The sequence below is a fragment of the Wujia chipingensis genome (assembly GCF_014337155.1).
Lineage (GTDB): Bacteria > Bacillota > Clostridia > Lachnospirales > Lachnospiraceae > Coprococcus_C > Coprococcus_C hominis.
This window is the reverse complement of the sequence record NZ_CP060632.1, coordinates 1004076-1023675: the sequence shown is the minus strand read 5'-3', so window position 1 is coordinate 1023675 and position 19600 is coordinate 1004076. Positions and strand designations below refer to the sequence as shown.

Here is a 19600-nt window from a genome sequence, read left to right as displayed (position 1 = left end):
TGTATATATGGACTATATTCTTGCTTTTGTCATCGGTGGAATCATCTGTGTACTGTCACAGATTCTGATGGATACAACCAAGCTTATGCCCGGACGGGTGATGGTGATCTTAGTCTGCACGGGGGTAATCTTAGGGGCAGTTGGCATCTATGAGCCTTTCATGAAATTTGCCGGAGCGGGTGCTTTCGTTCCCCTGACCGGATTCGGCTACAACCTGTGGAAAGGAATCAAGGATGCAGTAAACGAAGATGGCTTTCTCGGACTGTTCCGCGGTGGTTTCAAAATGGCAGCCGTCGGAACCTCCGCCGCTTTGATCTTCTCTTACTTTGCATCTCTCATCTTCTCTCCAAAGATGCCAAAGAATTGAAGCTTTATTTATAACAAAAACAAAAAGAAGTATCTGATTGCAGTCATAAACAACTGTTCTCAGATACTTCTTTGATTTATATTACGTTTGCGGCTCCGGTGCCTGTGTCGTCGGCTCCGGTTGCTGTGTTGTTGGTTGCTGCGTTGTTGGCGCCTGTGTTGTCGGCGGTTGTTGCGTCGTCGGTGCCGGCGGCTGTGTTGTCGGCGTTGGTGCCGGATCGGTACCTCCAGTCTTCTCAAAGGTAACACTGATCGTTCCGTTTGCCTGTACATCGTTAAATGTAAAGCTTGAAACAGCGCCCTGACTCTGTCCATTTACAATGACATCCTTGATCCGGTATCCATTGTGCGGTGTGATATAGAAGGTTACATTGGCACCCTTCGCAACTCGAACCGTCGGTGAAATCGTTCCTCCTTCACCTGCTGAAGAAGCAAGTTCAATCTCACCCTCCTCTAACGGTGTATGAATATCACACACCTCATCAGTATATGTGTATCCATCAGTAGATTCTCCATTGGAGCCTACCAGCTTCTTATTTCCGTTTTCATCAATCTCGACTGTAAATGAAACAGTCTCCGGACATCCACTGTTTGCAAGTTTATGTGATTCTGTACAGAACTCAAGTGCCTCGTGTCCACTACATCTCTGTGATGGGATATCTGCCTGTGCATAATAATCCGAAGAAGTTGGGCAGCCTTCACCCGGAAGCAATCCGGTGATCTCGCAGACGCTGATCGTCGTGATACCCTCAGGTCGCTCAAAGTCTGCCGATGTATCCTGTCCTTCTAACTCTACAATCTGATCCATGATATCGCGCCACATATATTTATGTGTATTCTGTCCACCCATATCAACGTTACTGTCATAACCCATCCAGATAGACGCGGTATAATATGGTGTCATACCGCAAAACCAAAGATCATAGTTTTCAGAGGTTGTACCTGTCTTACCTGCACAAGTCATACCAGACTGTAATCTTGCCGGCGTACCAGTTCCGCTTGTAACTACGGACTTCATCGCCTCGATCAACTGCCATGCAGTTGTCGGCTTGATTACCTCATGGGAGGTTGGTGTCGTGTTGTCAACTACCACATTTCCATCATGATCGATAATCTTGGTAAACAAAACCGGCTGATTGTAAACACCACCATTTGCAATCGATGCATAAGCGGCTGTCATCTCATAATTCGTAACACCATAACTCAATCCACCCAGTGCACACGCCTGTGTCTTATCTGTGAGCAGCGTACCATTGCTGTCCACCTCCTGGTCTACCAGTGTCGTATATCCAAACTTCAACAAATACTCAAATGCTGCCTCTGGTGTCTCTTCGGTAATTGCCTTTACCGCACAGACGTTAATGGAGCTTGCGATACTCTTACGGATCGTACAATATCCGCTATGTCCGCCACCGGCATTCCGAACCTCATTACCATTTGCATACTGATATGGCTCATCGTTAAACGATGTTGCAAGACCTGCCTTACCACTGTCGATCAGCGGTGCATATGCTGCTACGATCTTGAACGTGGAACCCGGCTGTCTCTCTGCCTCCGTTGCACGGTTAAATGCACGGTTTACGGTCTTCGTACCACGTCCGCCTACCAGTGCTTTTACATAGCCGGTATGCTGATCCATGATTGTGAACGAAAACTGTGGCTGCGGTGATACAGAAAATGCTTCAGCGACATAGGTTCCGCCTGTCTCTTCCAGCATCGCTTCCTTGAATGTGTCGGCTGCGGCTCTCGCATCCTGTTCACTCGGATAAATATTATTATACTTTGAATTTCCTGTCTGCTCTGCAAAATAATTGGTCAGATCGCCAATGCTGTAATTGTAATTTGTTTCTTTGTCGGCTCCCAGAAGTGTCAGCTTGTAGCTCAAACCAACCTTCGTGCTATTGCTTACATATTCCGGATTGTTGATGACATCATCACAGATCTTCTGGATTGCTTTATCCTGTGCAGAGTAAATCTCATAACCACCCGTGTAAAGCTTGTTCTCCGCCTCTGACTTTGTACAGCCATACATATCCATAAACTTCTCTATGACACCATTTATGATAGCATCCTGATAGAAAGTGTTCACGTCAGATTCTGCAAGCTGAACCTCATGCTCGGCATCGATTCTCGCATAGACATCATCTGCCACTGCCTCGTCATACTGCTGCTGTGTGATGTATTCCTGATCTAACATCTTCTTTAAAACTTCCGCCCGGCGCTTTTTGTTCTCGTCTGGATTGGCAACCGGATCGTAACGGCTTGGGTTCTGTGGAATACCTGCAATAACTGCGATCTCTGAGATCGTAAGTTCCGTCATATCCTTACCGAAATATTTCTCGGAAGCTGCCTGAACACCACTGACACCACGTCCCAGATAGATTGTGTTCAGATAGTACTCAACGATTTCTTCCTTTGTGTACTGCTTTTCGAGTTCAATTGCCAGATACTGCTCCTGAATCTTACGTTCCAGCTTGTCCATAAATGTCGTCTCATCCAGACCGACATTAAATACCTGATTCTTGATGAGCTGCTGCGTCAGCGTCGATGCACCCTCATTAAAGTGACCGCTTGCCGCGCCCTTTGCAAACGCACGGAAGATACCGCGCACATCAATACCATTATGCGTCCAGAATCGCTGATCCTCGATTGCAACAAATGCATTGACCATATCTTTCGGGATTTGATCATAATATACATAAACACGGTTCGAATCAATCGTGGAGATCTCTTTTTCTACCGTGCCATCCTGTGACCGGATATTCGACCGGTATCCCTGTGGAACAATATTGATACTGGAGGTATCCGGTGCATTGTCCAAAATACCCTTCATCATACCGAATCCAGCTCCGGCTCCGGCTATGATCACTGCAATGATACCAACCAATATGATCTTAAAAAGTATAACCAGCACTTTTCTCGTATTTCGTTGTGTTTTGGAAACAAGTTTTCTCTGTTTTTTCTCAGTTTCCGCTTTTGAATAGCCCATCGAGCTACCTCCCTTTATTTTTGCATATAAGTATCCAGATAAACGCCATTATAGCAAACTTTTACCACAAATACAAGATATTACCTATTCTAAACATTTTTCTTTTCCTCTATTCTTTTTCTCCATTTTTTGGTAGAATAAGTTTAGGTGCCGCGGATTTTTCCGCGTGTAAATTCACTGCGCATTTACATGCCCCACAAGTATAGTCGCAGTCGGAGGCTTAAGATGAAAGGTTTTGTAGGCATCGGTCGCGCAGACCATGTGGAAACAGCCATAACGGAAGCAACCGCCGGATTGAAAAAAGCTGATTTTCTAATCCTGATTGCTCCTTTTTCAAAAATAGAAGCTGCCGCCGCCCTGCTCGGCGAGAAATATCCGGGCACACCGATGATCGGTACCAGCGGTGAAGGCATTGCGAAAGAGATGCGCCTGACACAGGCAATCATTGTCATTGGATTTGCAGGCATTGAAGTATGTACGGGCATAATTGAAGATGTCCGCACAACTCCGGTCAAATCCATGCATACATTTCTTGCGAATCTGCAGGCGATCGAACCGGGGGATTCCGATACGATCTGTCTGGAATTTATGACCGGATGCGAGGAACGCGTCCTGTCAACCATCCACGATTCCCTGCAGGAAGCCGGTGTTCCGTTGATCGGTGCCAGTGCCTATGGCGTCCTGCTCGGCGAAAAACACTGTGTGATTTTAGACGGGAAGGTTCATACGCGAAGCTGTGCGTATGCGTTTATCAAAAACAAAGGTGGCAAGATCCATCTATATAAGGAAAATATTTACAAACGGCAGAGCCGCCGTGCGCATTTCGCCAACTTGGTAGAACCGGGAACCAAAACACTGTTTCAGTTAGATGGCGTTCCAGCATTAGAGCTCTACCAGGAGGAAACCGGCGTCCAGCTCGAAGATATCCTCTCTGCCATGCCGCGCCATCCACTTGGACGCGCCCTTGGCGATGATACCTGTATCATCCAGACAATGTCGGTCGACCGGAACGGCGTCATGTTCAACGGCAAGGCAATCTATGAAAATGACAGCATCTATATCATGGATGTCGATGATTACCGGCAGATTCACGAAGAACTGCTTGCCTCCATACAGGCATCCCCGGTTTCATTCCTGCTTGGCTTTGACAGTGCGAACCGTCTGCGCCTATTTGCAGAGGACGATGTCCTGACCGACTATGTTGCTTCATTCCGTACGGTTGCACCTGCTGCGATCTTCGTCGGCGACGGCCAGCAGTTTAACAACCAGCATATGAATCAGACACTTGTGCTTGCAGCATTTGAATAATTACACGCAGGAGGTATAACCACGATGTTTAAAAAGAAAACAGAAATACATGCAGTTCCAACAGAAACGGTAACCGGGCTTGCCTTAAAGCAAAGCTTAGAGCCGATCACCCAGATTACGAAAAGCCTGAAGGAAAACCGGAAATCCCTGATTGAAGAAGAAATGCAGACCGCAAGTCAGATCTCTGATATCCAGGGTTCCTTTGATACGATCCTCGCGCAGTCCGATCAGGTTGCTTCCGGTATGGATTCCATCAAGCAGGAATTTGCCAATATCGTAGAAGTTTCTTCCCAGATTGAAACGAGCGTCAGCGGAGTACTTACCGCGACCGATCAGGCAAACGAAAATGTCGACAGCCTGCAGGAAAGCTCTTCCAATGTACTGAAGGATTTCCAGCATGTCGTGGAAGTCTTAAATAAATTCCAGAGCAGCTTCGACGAGATTCAGGAGACAATGTCCGGTATTATTGGTATCGCCAACCAGACAAACATGCTCTCCTTAAACGCTTCGATTGAAGCCGCCCGTGCCGGGGAGCACGGTCTCGGGTTTGCCGTTGTCGCAACCGAGGTCAGCACCCTGTCCGCAGAGATCAAGAAGCTCGTCGATACTGTAAATGCAAACATGGCACTGCTCCGCGAGGACGCTTCCAACTTAAATGCTTCGATGGAAACAGCAAACCGGATGCTCTCCCATGAACAGGAGCAGGTAAAAAAGACAACCGAACTGTTTGGCAATATCAAAGAATCCGTCAACGGTGTGATTGAGGTTCAGCAGCAGATTGCCGCTGCCGTTGACACTTGTAACGAAACCGCTGATCAGATTCAGGGAGATATCTTAAGTGCCAAGGACGGCTATATCGGCGTGTCCGAGACAGTCAACCAGTTATCCGGCGATATCACACGCAAGAATCAGTTGTACGAAAACATGATTAACCTCTTAGATCAGGTCGATCCGATCGTCGAAGAAGTACAAAAAACACATATCAATATTTAATGGCGACAAAAAAAGTGGCAGGGATTTTATATCTCTGCCACTTTTTTTGCGGTAACTTCCACCAACTGTTCCAGTTCCGGAAGCACAAATATCTGTAATTGCGGGATGATTCCCGGCTTGGCGATTGCAACACTCTGCGATAACTGGGCTTTTGTCCGTTCCATCGCTTCCGGCGCATAGTCCCAGTCGATCTCTGTAATCCGCCGTATACGTTCCCATTCTTTCGCATTGAACTCCAGATTCGGAAACATTACATTATATCTATTCGCGAAATACGCATTCATCCGGTCGTAATCACCATAATACCATTTCTTAGAGAAAAATTCCTGACGATCATACATCTGCTGCTGTTCCAACACTTCTACAAAAGTAACCGCATCATATAACACCTCCGGTTGCTTTTGCGCATTATAAAACCGGAAATGTCTGTCCCAGTACAGATCCAGAAAATTATAATCAAGCAAAAGATGCGCATAATATCCACGCACATACGGCTCCTGTAATGCATCACCATATTTCTGTAAAAACCAGTCCAGATCCGGTCGGCGCACCAGCTTGTCATAGGTCACATCGTTCCAGAAATGTGTGTAATGCTTATCCCTGCACATATCTGCGATCATATTTCCAAGAAAAAATGCATTTTGCTCCTGTGCGTTCATCTCCGGCAGCATCTCCAGCGCGCGTTTGGCACAGGATAAATGGATTACATAGCTTGGCATATCCGAACCTCCGACAACAAATCATCGTCCAGAAATACATTCTTGATATTTGGCATCGGCAAAATCTTCGTTTCCACCAAAGCTGTCACTTCCTTCCGCTCTGCCACATGCTTTGTCCGAACTGTCGTGCGCTTGTCTGTGACAAACTGCAGCTTCTGCTCTTTTACTGCCTTCATGCTGTAAAAAAGCAGTCCCTCCATCACATCGGCAATCCGTTCTGCCGTTGTAACCGAGCGCATCAGCTTCTCCTCCGTCGTTGTAAACTCGCGCTTGTAATCGATACATCGGATGTAAATATCTGAGATATCCCCCAGTCTCCGGCGCTCAAAGATATCCTGAAACTGTCCAAGTGTCTCCATCCGTACATTTGCGGTTCCATTTACTTCTGCAGATAAGACCTCTCCCATCGCGACTGCATACACATAGGTCGACGCAGACACCCGCAGATTCTGTAAAAATGCATATACCGCAAGGGAAATCCCCCACATCTTCGATGGGAACAAAATTCCCACACTGTCTGCATCCAGACATTCTCCATGATATTCTGTATATTTCATCACCTTGCAGTTTGGAAGATTCTGTACCATCTGTTCAGTCATTGCCTGCCGGCAGTCCATCTTCCATGCATGTCCTGCAGACACATCAATATAATCAGACACGTAAAAAATATAATTCCGTGCCTCTTCTATCTCATTTTTCAATTCCATACCCCTCATTTGTATCCTCCCACTACTCTCCCGAAGCTTTCTTCTGTACAAGTGATTCATACAGTGTGCGAAAAGCAAAGCTCCGATATTCTTCCATCGTCATCCCGGTCTGCTTCGTGATCTCTTTTTTCTTCTGTGCCGAAATCTGAATAATACCGCTTAAGGATGACCAGAGATACAAAACCGTCGGCTTTGTATCGAGTGTTTCCTGTAACACGTTTGTGTTTTTTCCCTTCTGGACGAGCGCTTCCATCAATCCATATAATTCCTGCAGGATCTCCGGCAGAATCACCGTGCCCTGCTTCCGGCTGTTGGTTGCCTTCTCCTCAAACATCAGGGAAGCATAATACTTCGGATATCGTTCACAGAAAGAAACCAGCCGTTCACACAGCTTGTAATAGCTGTCCTCAAAAGAGGTATCTCCCTCGATATACACCGTCATCTCACCAATCAGGATATCAAGATAATCAACCACTATGGAATTATAGATATCTTCCTTGCTCCGGAAATATACATAAATCGTCGACTTGCTGTAATCTGCCTGCAGCGCAATATCGTCCATCGTCGTGTCCTGAACGCCTTTCGTCTCAAATAACTCCCTCGCCGCCGTCAAAATATTGTCGCGATTAAACTGTTCCAGCGCAAGCTTCTTGCGTGCTCCCATATACTCTCCCGCCAAATACAACTATTGTTGACATTATACAACGCGAAGTATGTTTTTTCAACTATAAGTTTTATTATTCTACTTTTATTTCTAGCATTGTACTTTTTATATATAAATCGTACTTCTAGTTCGATTTATAAAAATCCAGATTCTGACGCATCTGAATCAGTATTTTCTTCTCCAGCCGGCTGACCTGCACCTGACTGATTCCCAGCACCTTCGCAACCTCTGTCTGTGTCCTATCCTCGAAAAACCGCAACCGGATCAATTCCTGTTCCATCTCCCCCAGCTTTTCCATTGCCTGTCCGACCAAGATCCGATTCATGATATTTTCCGCTGCCACTTCCGACTGTGCTTCATCCACCAGTCGCTCCACCAGACTGACCTGTGTCCCATCCTTGCCACAGATTGTCTGCTGGATGGATTCCACCTCCCGGTTCGCCTCTGTCGCCATCACGATATCCTCGACGCAAAGTCCCGTATAGTCTGCCAGCTCATCCAGCGTTGCCTCTCTTCCATATTTGTGCAGCAACGCCTCCTTCGCTTTGCTGATCTGATAGCCATTTTGTTTTAGGATACGCGATACCTTGATCGCACCATTATCACGCAGAAACCGTTTGATTTCTCCAGCGATCAGCGGCACGGCATAAGTGGAAAACTGCACGCCATAACGGCTTTCAAACCGGTCACATGCCTTGAGCAGTCCGATACAGCCAATCTGATACAGTTCCTCGAGATCATAACCACGATTGACAAACCGCCGCGCAATGCTCCACACCAACCCGGTATTATCTGAAACTATTTTTTCCTTTGCAGCCTTGCTCCCCATCTGTGCCTGTTGAAATAGTTCCCATTCATTCATTTATTCATAATGTGGTGCCGGTGCACCGATCTCCTTCCACATTTTTACCACGGTACCTTCGCCTGCGGCAGATTCAACCTCCAGCCGATCCATAAATGCCTCCATAAAGGAAAACCCCATACCAGATCGTTCCTCTTCCGGTTTTGTTGTGAAAAGTGGCTCCATCGCCTGTTTGACATCCGCGATGCCTATTCCTTTGTCCCGCACTTCTATGTACACCGAACGGTCTTCCACGACTGTACGAATCCAGATTTTTCCCGCACCTTTCTCATAGCCATGAATGATTGCATTTGTGACCGCCTCGGAAACTGCCGTTTTAATATCCGACACTTCTTCGAGCGTTGGGTTCGTCGACGTGATAAATGATGCCACGATCACACGGGCAAAGCTCTCATTTTTCGCCACACTATCAAATTCCACATTCATTTCGTTTGCACTATTCATAATATCCTCCCTTTACCATCTCCTTTTTTATCGCATCCAGAGAATCCATCTTCTTTAAGATGCGATAGATTCCTGACATCAACAAAATGCGATCGATCGTTTCATTGACATGCACCGCATATACACATCCTCCCTTGTCATGCACCATCCGAAACCGTCCGGTAATCAGCCCGATGCCGGAACTGTCCATGAACTGCGTCTTCGAGAAATCAAAGATCAGGTACCTGATCTCCTCCTCATCAAACACATGTGCCGTCTTTCGCTTGAGCATATCCGCCGCATAGTGATCAAGCTCCTCCGGCAGATAATAAATCAGCACACCATTTGCTACTTCATACACCATAAATTGCCTCCTATATCCATATATCCAGAAAAAAATGCAAAAGAAAAAGAAAGTGAAATCATTTCACTTTCTTTCGTAATTTCGAATAATCATCGATTACTCTTTGTCTATCATATTTTGTAAATCTGTATCTGACATGCCCGACACAACATTGGAATAATCAGGAAGATCCGTCTCCCCCTGTGCGGCTCCATTTTGCAGTGTATCAATCTGTTTTGTCAGACTGTCCACCTCTGCACTCAGGCTGTTGATCGTGGAATTTTTCCCGGCAAGCTCCTCACTGTATGTCTTAATCAGCTGTTCATTTTCTACCCGCAGCTTCTTTTTCTGTCCAGGCAGAATGAAAAAGCTGAAAAGCAGGACGCCAAACGCCAGCCCAAGCAACATATACAACCCAGAGTATTTTGCAAGGCTGACCTGTCCAAACTGTCCGGTTCGCACAACGCTTGTATCTTTCTTTGCCTTGATCTCCTGAAACAGATTCTTCTTCTCGATCTTCTTCGGTGCTCTGCCATCCTCGGTCACAACGATCTCCTCAAGGTAATCGTCGTCTAAGAGTCCATCATTATCCACGTTCTGTTTACGCATCTCAATGATGTTTTCCTCGGTATCTCCCATCTCCCGCAGATAATGCACCGCAAGGGAATTCGCCTTATCGATCTTTAAGACACGACGCAGAGTCACTCTTGCCTTCTCGTAGTTATCTGTCCCGATATACAAAAGGGCAAGCAGCAAATATCCTTTCACAAAATGTGGATTGTCCGAGAGTGCACTTTTGAGCTGCAAGATTGAAAGATCATAATCTTCGCTGTGCGCATACTGGATTGCCATGTTGAACTTCCGCGCAAGCTGATCGACACTCTCCAACCGGGCTGGATCTTTTTTCAGTTCTTTTAAGTATTTTGTCGCAAGGTTATTTTCCTGTTGATAGTTGATGCTCATAACCCATTCGCTCATCGCCTGCACAGCCTCACCCATCTCATAATAGATGAGTCCCAGCAGATTGCGTGCTGGCACATTTCGCTTGTTATACCGCAGTGCCTGCAACAGAGATTCAATCGCACCGGACAGATCTCTCGCCGATGCCCGGTCATACCCAATATTGTAATAATAATTGGATGTATTCTGCGCTTTTTTAAGCATCGACAACGGAAGATAACATTCCGAACAATATCCATTTTTCCGCACCTGTGCACCACAATGGGGGCACAGCACCGGTCGCATTGTTGTTGCCATCTTATCTTCTCCTTGCCCGCACAGATACTGCATTATCCAATATGCTGCCTGTATTTCTCAAGTCCTGTGTCATCTGTAATACAATATCACTGATATCCTTCAAATCATTGCTGTAAATGGCTTCCTCCGCCTGATTCACTTCCGGAATCGGCGAGAAACGCTTCAATTCTTCTTCAAAATTTATCATACGGTTTCCTCCCATATGTCTTTTATCTTTCCAATCAGATACAGAGAGCCCACGCAAAACAGCATGCCGCCGCGTGCCTCCACAGCTGCATATGCTTCCGCGAAACAGCTTCGGATGTCATTATCTGCATAGACATGTACATTGCGTTCCGTCTTCTTCGCACAATCGCGGAACAATGCCGCAATATACTCTGCGGAGATTGCGCGGTCAGAATCCAGCGACGTCACATAGACCGCCTCCACTTCCAGATTCTGCATCAGATATGCGATCATCGGTTCGTAGTCCTTATCCCCGGCGACTGCAAAGAGAAGTGTTTTCTCCCGGTCTGCATACCCGGCATTCACGCTCTCAGTAAATCGCTCGATGGCACTCTCGTTGTGTGCCCCATCGATCACGATATTCCCATTCAGCTTCTCCATACGTCCCGGCCAGAAAAACGCATCCAGCGCAAGCTGTATTTTCTCCTGTGCGATTTGCCTGCCTAACAGCACCGTACCTGCTGTGATCGCAGTCACGGCATTGTCTACCTGATAGGTGGCCACACTATCAAGCCGCAAACCATTGTAACTATAATAGCGGCTATACATTGAAAAATCAATGGTTTTATCTGTAAATTCATCGATATTATACTCCACATTTGCGACATTTATTGCTTCTGCCGCAAGTGCTTCTGCCTGATTTTTTACGACGGCATCCGCTTCCAGACTGCCCGTGTGGTACACAACTGGAACGCCTGTTTTTATAATCCCGGCTTTTTCTCCAGCAATCGCCTCGATCGTGTTGCCGAGATATTTCATATGATCGAGCCCAATCTCTGTAATGATCGTCAACACCGGCACAAGCACATTGGTCGCATCCAGTCTGCCGCCAAGTCCGGTCTCGTAAATCACATAGTCCAGCTCCAGCTTGGAAAAATACACCGCTGCCATCGCAAACAGGAATTCAAAATACGAGAGATGCTGCAGATTTTTCTGCACCGCATGCTCGCATGCATTCCGTACAATCTGGTAGCATTCGACGAATTCTTCTTCTGTGATTCCCTCGATCCGTTCTGTGATGGAGATCAGATGTGGGGACGTAAAGGTACGCACCCGGTATCCCTCCTCTGTGAGTATCGCACGCAGGAACTGCACCGTAGAACCTTTTCCGTTTGTACCAGCCACATGAATCGCCTTATGTGCAAGATGTGGATTTCCAAGCAATGCCATGACCGCCTCTAAGTTCTCATTTCCTGATTTATTTCTTCCCTCTGTATGAGGTCCAAACAGCGGGATCTGGTTAATATAATCTTCTGCCTCTTTCATACTGTTGTTCATAATTGATTACTTCCTTTTTGTCCCGCAATCACCTAGCGGTTATCCACTTTCTCCGGATATAAATCATGATGTACCAGACGATCGTAAGCGACCTTTTCCCAATTTGTGCCCGGACGTCCATAGTTACAATACGGATCGATAGAGATTCCTCCACGTGGAGTAAATTTTCCCCAGACCTCAATATATTTCGGGTCCATTGCCTTGATCAGATCCTTCATGATCGTATTCACGCAATCCTCATGGAAATCTCCATGATTTCGGAAACTGAACAGGTACAACTTCAACGACTTACTCTCCACCATGCGCACATCCGGCACATAGGAGATGTAGATTGTCGCAAAATCCGGCTGTCCAGTAATCGGACAAAGACTTGTGAATTCCGGGCAGTTGAATTTTACGAAATAATCATTGTCCGGATGTTTGTTGATAAATGTCTCCAGAATATCCGCAGAATAATCAGACGGATACGCTACGTGCTGGTTTCCCAGCAAAGAAATTCCTTTTTGTTCTTCCTCTGTTCTAGCCATTTCTATCACCTCATAATCGAATCATTTTATCTAAGTGGAAGGAATAGATCACCTGCTCCTTCACCTTTTTTCCTGTCAATCGTTCCAGCACCTCTGCATACGAGGCAAGCTGTGCCCGGTATCTGCCAACCAGAGTCTCCTCGTCTGCGGCATCGGTCTTATAATCCATGACCACCACGTCGTCATCCTCATAAAAGTATGCATCAATAATTCCCTGTACAACTAGTACATCCGGCTCCGTGACATCATACACCTCCGATGCCGGAATACCCGCAGAAAACTGCCGTTCCTTGTACAGATTGCCCAGGCGCGCAGCTTCTATCATACGGCATCCAAGCGTAGATTGCAACATCTTCCTGATTTTGGCTTCCCGGATTGCCACAAGTTCCCGCTCCTCGAAAATGCCCCGCGCAAGCAATGCCGCCTTTTGCTGTGCGATATACGCATCCAGATCTCCGTCTGTATCCACCGCTTCAAATGGCAGCATTTCCATAAATTTATGAACGATCGTACCACGCTCCGCACCGGTAAGTGTGCCTGTTTTTCCTGCAGACTGTGCTCGTTTCGGAAGGTTTTTTTCTATTTCCTGCTCCGCAGTATCCGGAAGGGCAAATTCCGTATTGATATCATACCCTTTTCCATCATAGGCTTTCATCTTCTTAATATCCGAGATTGACAGCTTCGCTCCCAGGGTCGTCATCGGCATATGTGGATATACATAGGATACACTCGCCTCGTTTTTCGCATAGAATACATCTTCCTCTGCCTGCTCCGCCATACGGCGGATGTCTTCTAACTGTAACCGTTTGTGAAGCTCCATCGGAATCATCGCTGTCAGAATTTCCTCCTGGTTGCAAATCTCCATACGAATCTTCCCCTGCACCTTGCAGGCTGCCGCCAGCCGGTTATAACGCACCATACAGGCAAGCAGATGCTTCGCATAGCTGTCGGCATTTTTGCGGACATTATACGGAAGCAGCAACGGCTCCATATCTTCTACATAGGCATATTTTGCAAGCAGACGGTCCGCACCGCGTATTGCACCTGTAAGGATCAGCTTTTCCTTCGCACGCGTCATCGCCACATAGAGCACCCGCAGATTCTCTGCCATCATCTCCGCATCCTCGAGTGCCGCATAGATACTCCGAATCGCAGTATTATGTTTATACCGTCCTTTTATGTGCATCGCCATTGCAGCCAGATAATAGTCCGGATGCACCTGCACATTATCCTTTAACTCCATCCGGTTAAACTGCCGTCCCATCCCTGCGACAAACACGACCGGATATTCAAGTCCCTTACTCTTGTGGATACTCATAATCCGCACAACATCCGCATCCTCGCTCAGCACGCTTGCTTCGCCCTCATCCTTTTCCATCAGCTTCAGCTTATCGACATAGCGCAAGAAATGAAACAATCCTTTGTAATATCCATTTTCAAACTGCACTGCCTTTTGCAATAGCATATCGACATTGGATTTGCGGATATCGCCTGCCGGCATTGCTGTCACGTATTCATAATATCCCGTCTGCTCCAACAGCTCCCAGATGAGATCCGATACTGATAAATGCTGTTTTTTCTCTTTTAGATCTTCGATCAGATCAAGCAGGCGTCTGACTTTTCCGCCAAGTTCTGTATCTGCCTGATCCTCTGCATAATACTCACAGATATCGTACAGACACAATTTTTCAGATACGGCATTCCGCACCGCAGCACATATCTGCGCAAGTTCTGACTCATTCAAGCCGCCGATCGGCGACAACAGCACTGCCGAAAGTGGAATGTCCTGCCGGCTGTTGTCAACCACGGAAAGCATCGCCATGATCACCTGTATCTCCACTGCCTGAAAATATCCCTTGGACTTTTCAAGATATACCGGAATCCCCTGCGCCGTGAGCGCATTGTAGATCACATCTCCATAGTCTTTCAGGCTTCTTGCCAGTATCACAATATCCTTATACCGAACCGGACGATAACAGGCTTCCTCCTCGTCATAGACTTGCATACCGGTATCCGGCTGCATCAGCGATCGAATCCGGTTCGCGATCATATAGCCCTCCACCGTATCTTTCTCCGGGGAGCCATACTGGCGAAGCTGCTCTTCGCTTAAGTCTCCTGTATCATCCACATCGGCAAACAAAAGCTCTACATCCTCGGCAATGCGGGCGCCCTCCGGCGGCTCCGGGAACTGTTTACCCGGTACAAGAGCCTGCTTCTCATCATATGTAATACCGCCCAAATCACTTCCCATCAACTGATAGAAGAAATAATTGATTGCGCGCAACACAACCGCACGGGAACGGAAATTATGATTTAGCTCGATCTTAATATCATTTCCTTCCGCCTGATACCGGTTGTATTTTTTGACAAATATCTCTGGACGCGCCATACGAAAACGGTAGATACTCTGTTTCACATCGCCCACCATGAACATATTATGCACATCGCGGGATTTGCCCGATACTGCAGTCAGAATATCCTCCTGCAGATAATTGCTGTCCTGATACTCATCAATATAGATTTCCTCATACCGGTTTGCAATCGTCTTTCCGATTTCTGTTGGAACTGCTGTACCATCCTCATCATAGCCGGCACACACAAGTTGGTATGCCATATGCGAGATATCTGAAAACTCCAGCATCTTCCGTTTCTGCTTCTCCTCCATAAACCGCGTCATGAATTCCTCAGTCAGGGAGAGTAACGGAAGCAGATACGTTTTTAAAAGCTGCATATCTTCTAAGATCTGTGCCTCCGACTGCTTGAAGCTATCAAGCTTTTTGCTGTCAAATTCATCCTTATATTCCTTGCGGAGCGTCTTACAGGCTTCCTGTAATTCTTTGTCTCCGGTAAACTTCTTTCTCGAAAGCGTCGCCCATTTACTCTCGATTGCCCCCTTCATCGTAGCATAACTGTCCGCCTGCCCGATTGCCTGCAGCTTCTCGATATCCGATTCGATCTGCTCCCGGTACTGCTCCGGTCCATCCGCCTCCTCGCAGATCGCAAGGCACCGCTCTGCAAGCTGTACGGCTGCCGCCGCCTTTTTATGCAGGATATCAAGCATCGCCTGCATCCACGGTGCATGGTTTAAATCCTCCGCCGTGTCAATCTGCAGTCCCATTCTCGCTTCCTCTAAAAACCGCTCCGGTGCTGGAAAACTTGTGATCTGCCGATAGATCTTGTCCAGCACATCCTTCAGATTGTCGTCCCGTTTTCCATCACAAAACACTTCCAGCAGCCGACCAAATTCCGTATCGCCCTGTTCCTGCAGCTGCGCATACTTTTCCTCAAAAAGTTCTGTCATCACATCATATTTCAGCATTTCCAGCATACCCGGATCACCGATTCCAACCGCCGGATCCAGATTCAGATAACTGAAATACTCCTTTACGATATTCAGGCAGAAACTATCGATCGTCGTGATATCCGCACTCTGGATCAACATGTTCTGCTTTGCAATGTGCTCTGATTCCGGATACTGCTCCTGTGCTTCCTCCAGCTTTTTCAAAAGCTTCTCTTTCATCTGCGCCGCTGCCGCCTTAGTAAAAGTCACGACCAGAAAAGACGTGATATCGACCGGATGCTCCGGATCAATCATCTTCTGGTAGATGCGTTCCACGAGCGTTGCCGTCTTACCGGAGCCTGCGGCTGCCGATACAAGAATTGTCTTGTTTCTCTCTTTAATTACCTGTTCCTGTTTTTCTGTCCATGGCATACGCTATGCATCTCCTCCAATAACTGTTCCTTCTCCTTTGCGCTGTGCTTTGTGTGGTGATAACGGTTGTTTCCGTATTTCTCATCAAACCGGCACACATCTTTGTATGCGCAGTAATCGCACGCGGTCTTGTTGGACTCCCGCATCGGATTTTTGTCGATCACTCCCGATTTCATCTGCGTGGCAAGTGCAGATGCCTTGTACTCGGCATAGGCAAGCACTGTGTCAAATTCCTCCGCGTCATCCCGTGCCAGTCCTTTGTATATCAGCTGCTTCTCCCGTGCTTCCTCCGCCTCTGTCTCATTTTCCGCCTGCACATATGGATCCTGCATATGATAATAATACATACTATCCGTCACAATCTTATAGCGTTCTGTCTCCGCGCGGTTTTTATTCCACTCCTGATCGACCAGTTCACGCATCACATCTGTATAGATTGCAAGCTGCAGCTCCAGCCCCTCGTACAGATCACCAAGATCAAACTCATGTGCCCCGGATTTGTAGTCGATCACACGCAGGGAGATCGTCTGCTCTGCTTCATTCACATACAAATCTCCGCGGTCCACCACGCCAACTAAGGACAACTGTTCATCTCCCACCTGCAGTTTTTTTCGGAATGCATACTCAAAATACCGCGGTTTGTAAGACGCATCCATCATCGCCTGCAGCTTCTGCACGGTTCGTTTTCCGATTCGGATCAAACTCTTCCGTAGCACTTCATACTGTCCGGCATCCAGCTCCTGTCCGGCGTATTCCTTCGCAAAGTTTTCATTCACGAATTCCTCTGTCTTCGCATCCCGCTCCTGCTCGGACAGTGTCTCCCACGCATTGTCCTTCTGATCCCGCACATAGCAAAACATCTGCTCCATCGCACCGTGCAGGATCATACCGACGTTCCGGTTGTCGATACCATGAATCTGCCGCTCCTCTAACCGTAGAATGTATCGAAGGAAAAATGCATACGCACAGCTTGCATACTGTTCCAGCTTCGATACAGACATCGCCATATCCTGTAACTGAATCAGCTGTGTCACCTGTTCTGCCAACTTCTCCGGCAGATTCTGGTACTGCATCGCCTGTTTCATCCGTTCGAGTGTCCGGGCATCTCCATGCTTCAGATACAGCTTATATAACTGCAGTGTCTCTTTCTCGTGGCTGTGATTACCCTCGAGCAATTCCCGGATTCCTATGATTAAAACCTCCAGCCCGGATTTGTCTGTCACGATCCGATTCTCCATCCGCTGTCCCTGTAATTCCTTCTTGTCCGGAAAAATTCTTCGAATCCGGTCTAATATATAAGATGGCCGCATTGTCTCATTCGTGGCACTCATACACACATAGGATAAATGCAGACAATCCTTTGGCTTCGTCATGTTCTGATACAGGTAAAACTGTTCGGTGTAGCTGTTCACCCGCTCTGTCGGCGCCATATGGATACCAAATGCACCCAGTCGTTCTTTCTCGCGGTCATTGATGATCTGACTGCGTCCGGCACGTTTCGGAATGACGCCGTCATTTACACCCACGATAAACAGCGCCCGGATATCACCCAGTCTGGTTCGCGTGATATCGCCGACTACGAGCATATCCAGTGTCGGTGGCACCATACCAAGTGTGACATCCTTCATTCCTACGGCAAACAGTTCCTCAAACTCCTGTACATTGACCGTGTCCTCCGGCATGATCTCCACCATCTTGTCAAAGATCTGCCGCACCTTCTCATACAGTCCGGCATCTTCAAACTGCGTCTCCATCGAAAGCGTCTCCATAAGCGCATAGATGGCTTCGACAAACACGGAAATCTTCTTTTTTCCACCGGAGACTGCCTTGTAAAATGGCTGCAATATTTCCATCACAACCTGACGCAGTTCATCCACGGTGTCATCCTCACCGTTTAGAAATGGCTGGCTCCAGCTCCGGATTCCCTTTCGTCCACGCGCCAGCACGTAGTTTTCCAGCATCTCGATCTCCGATTGTTCCAACGACTTTACAACTCCGGATTTTAAGAACGCAAACACACTGTCATAACTGAAATTCTCATCGACGATTCGCAGCACATGCGTAAGCGCATCCACACATGGATGATTCTTCACCGGCATCGTCATATCAATAAAATAAGGAATCTCATATTGCGGCAATATCCGCTTTGCAAATTCCGCCGTTTCCTCCAGATTTCCACTCACGATCGCAATATCCCGGTAACGATAGCCCTGCTCCATCACAAGGGTACGAATCTGTTCTGCAACGCCGGTCAGCTCCTGTGCCGGCGTATCATACGCCGTAATCGTAATCGCCTGTTCCTCATCTTTCCCGACACGGTACGGATAGCGGAACAGATTCTGCTCCAGATGTGCCAGCGGATGGCCCTTGCTCCACCGTTTACAGCCATCCTTTCCTAAGAACAATGCCGGTTCCACAACCACATGTGCCTGCTCGGCAGTAAGCAGCAAATGCTCGATTGTCTGCTTCGTAAGTGCAAACAGTTCATGCTCTGCCACGTGCTTTTTCTCATAGGTTGCCGCGTCAATCGTCAATACGATTGTCACTTTTTTCGCCCGGCGCAGCAACACGGAAATCAGATTCAACTGAATCGGTGTAAATCCGGTAAATCCATCTAATACGATCTCACTGCCTGCAATCAGCTCCGATTGTTCCGCTGCCGCGGTCAGGAGCTCCAGCATCTGTTCTGCTACGATAAAAGACTGCCCTTTCTTCTCCTCAAACGCATCGAAAATTACCAGCATGTCCTGCAGCTTTCTCGCAAGCACACGTGCCTCCTCCGAATCGTCCAGCTTCTGTAACGCCTCCCGCAGCCGTTCCCGTGGAATATCATACTGGTAGATCTCTGACATCAACGATTTTGCCTCGTCGATAAATCCTGCCTTATCCAGACTTCCGGCATACAGAGACAGCTCTTCTTTGTGCTCCTGTGCTGCCTTTCGCAGCAACATAGATTTTCCGAAATCCTCCAGCACCTTCTTCGGCTTGATATGCAGCTCATCAAATATCCGATATGCCAGCCGGTTAAACCCGATGACGTCAATCTGGAAGCTGCCACCGCGCGGATGCTTCTGCACAAGCTTTCGTTGAATCTCCAGCGAATACTGTTCCGGGACAAGCACGATCACATTTTCCCGCTCATCCTGCATTGTCCGACGTATAATGTCCTCGTAAATATATTCTGATTTTCCTGCCCCGCTTGGGCCAAGGATAAACTGTAACGCCAT

General features: G+C 47.3%; 16 protein-coding genes. 3 read left to right on the top strand and 13 right to left on the bottom strand.

The features are described from left to right. Nucleotides 1–7 precede the first annotated feature (7 nt). The gene (gene spoVAE / locus H9Q76_RS04895) at nt 8–367 is read left to right on the top strand and encodes a stage V sporulation protein AE (RefSeq protein ID WP_021984968.1); all 360 of its coding nucleotides are present in this window, start codon (nt 8–10) and stop codon (nt 365–367) included. An 81-nt stretch (nt 368–448) separates the two neighbouring features. On the opposite strand, the gene H9Q76_RS04890 is transcribed toward spoVAE, so the two are convergent. Then, complete coding sequence (locus tag H9Q76_RS04890) at nt 449–3355, bottom strand: transglycosylase domain-containing protein (RefSeq protein ID WP_249321763.1); 2907 nt, start codon at nt 3353–3355, stop codon at nt 449–451. Nucleotides 3356–3580: 225 nt separating this feature from the next. Here H9Q76_RS04890 and H9Q76_RS04885 point away from each other — a divergent pair, with 225 nt between their 5' ends. Together H9Q76_RS04885 and H9Q76_RS04880 are read left to right on the top strand one after the other, a co-directional pair. Beyond that, entirely contained in the window at nt 3581–4663 is a 1083-nt protein-coding gene (locus tag H9Q76_RS04885) for an FIST N-terminal domain-containing protein (protein ID WP_249321762.1), read from the top strand. Nucleotides 4664–4687: 24 nt separating this feature from the next. Beyond that, nucleotides 4688–5656, top strand: coding sequence for a methyl-accepting chemotaxis protein (locus H9Q76_RS04880; protein WP_117780974.1), 969 nt, complete (start codon nt 4688–4690; stop codon nt 5654–5656). Between the two features lie 26 nt (nt 5657–5682). On the opposite strand, the gene H9Q76_RS04875 is transcribed toward H9Q76_RS04880, so the two are convergent. The 12 genes from H9Q76_RS04875 to H9Q76_RS04820 form a co-directional block, all read right to left on the bottom strand. Then, nucleotides 5683–6375: a zinc dependent phospholipase C family protein gene (locus tag H9Q76_RS04875; protein WP_249321761.1), complete on the bottom strand. Its 693-nt coding sequence runs from the start codon at nt 6373–6375 to the stop codon at nt 5683–5685. After that, nucleotides 6360–7091: a hypothetical protein gene (locus tag H9Q76_RS04870; RefSeq protein ID WP_021984972.1), complete on the bottom strand. Its 732-nt coding sequence runs from the start codon at nt 7089–7091 to the stop codon at nt 6360–6362. The genes H9Q76_RS04875 and H9Q76_RS04870 overlap by 16 nt, the downstream gene beginning before the upstream one ends. A 13-nt stretch (nt 7092–7104) precedes the next feature. Then, entirely contained in the window at nt 7105–7746 is a 642-nt protein-coding gene (locus H9Q76_RS04865) for a TetR/AcrR family transcriptional regulator (RefSeq protein WP_021984973.1), read from the bottom strand. Between the two features lie 124 nt (nt 7747–7870). Next, the gene (locus H9Q76_RS04860; RefSeq protein ID WP_118545124.1) at nt 7871–8608 is read right to left on the bottom strand and encodes a SigB/SigF/SigG family RNA polymerase sigma factor; all 738 of its coding nucleotides are present in this window, start codon (nt 8606–8608) and stop codon (nt 7871–7873) included. Then, nucleotides 8609–9052 (bottom strand): anti-sigma F factor, encoded by a 444-nt coding sequence (gene spoIIAB / locus H9Q76_RS04855; RefSeq protein WP_021984975.1) that lies wholly within the window; start codon nt 9050–9052, stop codon nt 8609–8611. It abuts the gene before it with no gap. Beyond that, complete coding sequence (locus tag H9Q76_RS04850; RefSeq protein ID WP_021984976.1) at nt 9045–9395, bottom strand: anti-sigma factor antagonist; 351 nt, start codon at nt 9393–9395, stop codon at nt 9045–9047. Before H9Q76_RS04850 ends, spoIIAB begins: the two co-directional genes overlap by 8 nt. A 96-nt stretch (nt 9396–9491) precedes the next feature. Next, the gene (locus tag H9Q76_RS04845) at nt 9492–10631 is read right to left on the bottom strand and encodes a tetratricopeptide repeat protein (protein ID WP_195540832.1); all 1140 of its coding nucleotides are present in this window, start codon (nt 10629–10631) and stop codon (nt 9492–9494) included. Between the two features lies 1 nt (nt 10632). Beyond that, nucleotides 10633–10818, bottom strand: a complete 186-nt coding sequence (locus H9Q76_RS04840; protein ID WP_021984978.1) for a hypothetical protein — start codon at nt 10816–10818, stop codon at nt 10633–10635. Next, nucleotides 10815–12134, bottom strand: coding sequence for a bifunctional folylpolyglutamate synthase/dihydrofolate synthase (locus H9Q76_RS04835; protein WP_021984979.1), 1320 nt, complete (start codon nt 12132–12134; stop codon nt 10815–10817). The genes H9Q76_RS04840 and H9Q76_RS04835 overlap by 4 nt, the downstream gene beginning before the upstream one ends. A 32-nt stretch (nt 12135–12166) precedes the next feature. Next, nucleotides 12167–12661: a preQ(1) synthase gene (queF, locus tag H9Q76_RS04830; protein WP_021984980.1), complete on the bottom strand. Its 495-nt coding sequence runs from the start codon at nt 12659–12661 to the stop codon at nt 12167–12169. 10 nt (nt 12662–12671) lie between these two features. Beyond that, nucleotides 12672–16373 carry a helicase-exonuclease AddAB subunit AddA gene (gene addA / locus H9Q76_RS04825; RefSeq protein ID WP_249321760.1) on the bottom strand — a complete coding sequence of 1234 codons (3702 nt, stop codon included), beginning with the start codon at nt 16371–16373 and terminating at the stop codon, nt 12672–12674. Then, nucleotides 16343–19600: a PD-(D/E)XK nuclease family protein gene (locus H9Q76_RS04820; protein ID WP_249321759.1), complete on the bottom strand. Its 3258-nt coding sequence runs from the start codon at nt 19598–19600 to the stop codon at nt 16343–16345. The genes addA and H9Q76_RS04820 overlap by 31 nt, the downstream gene beginning before the upstream one ends.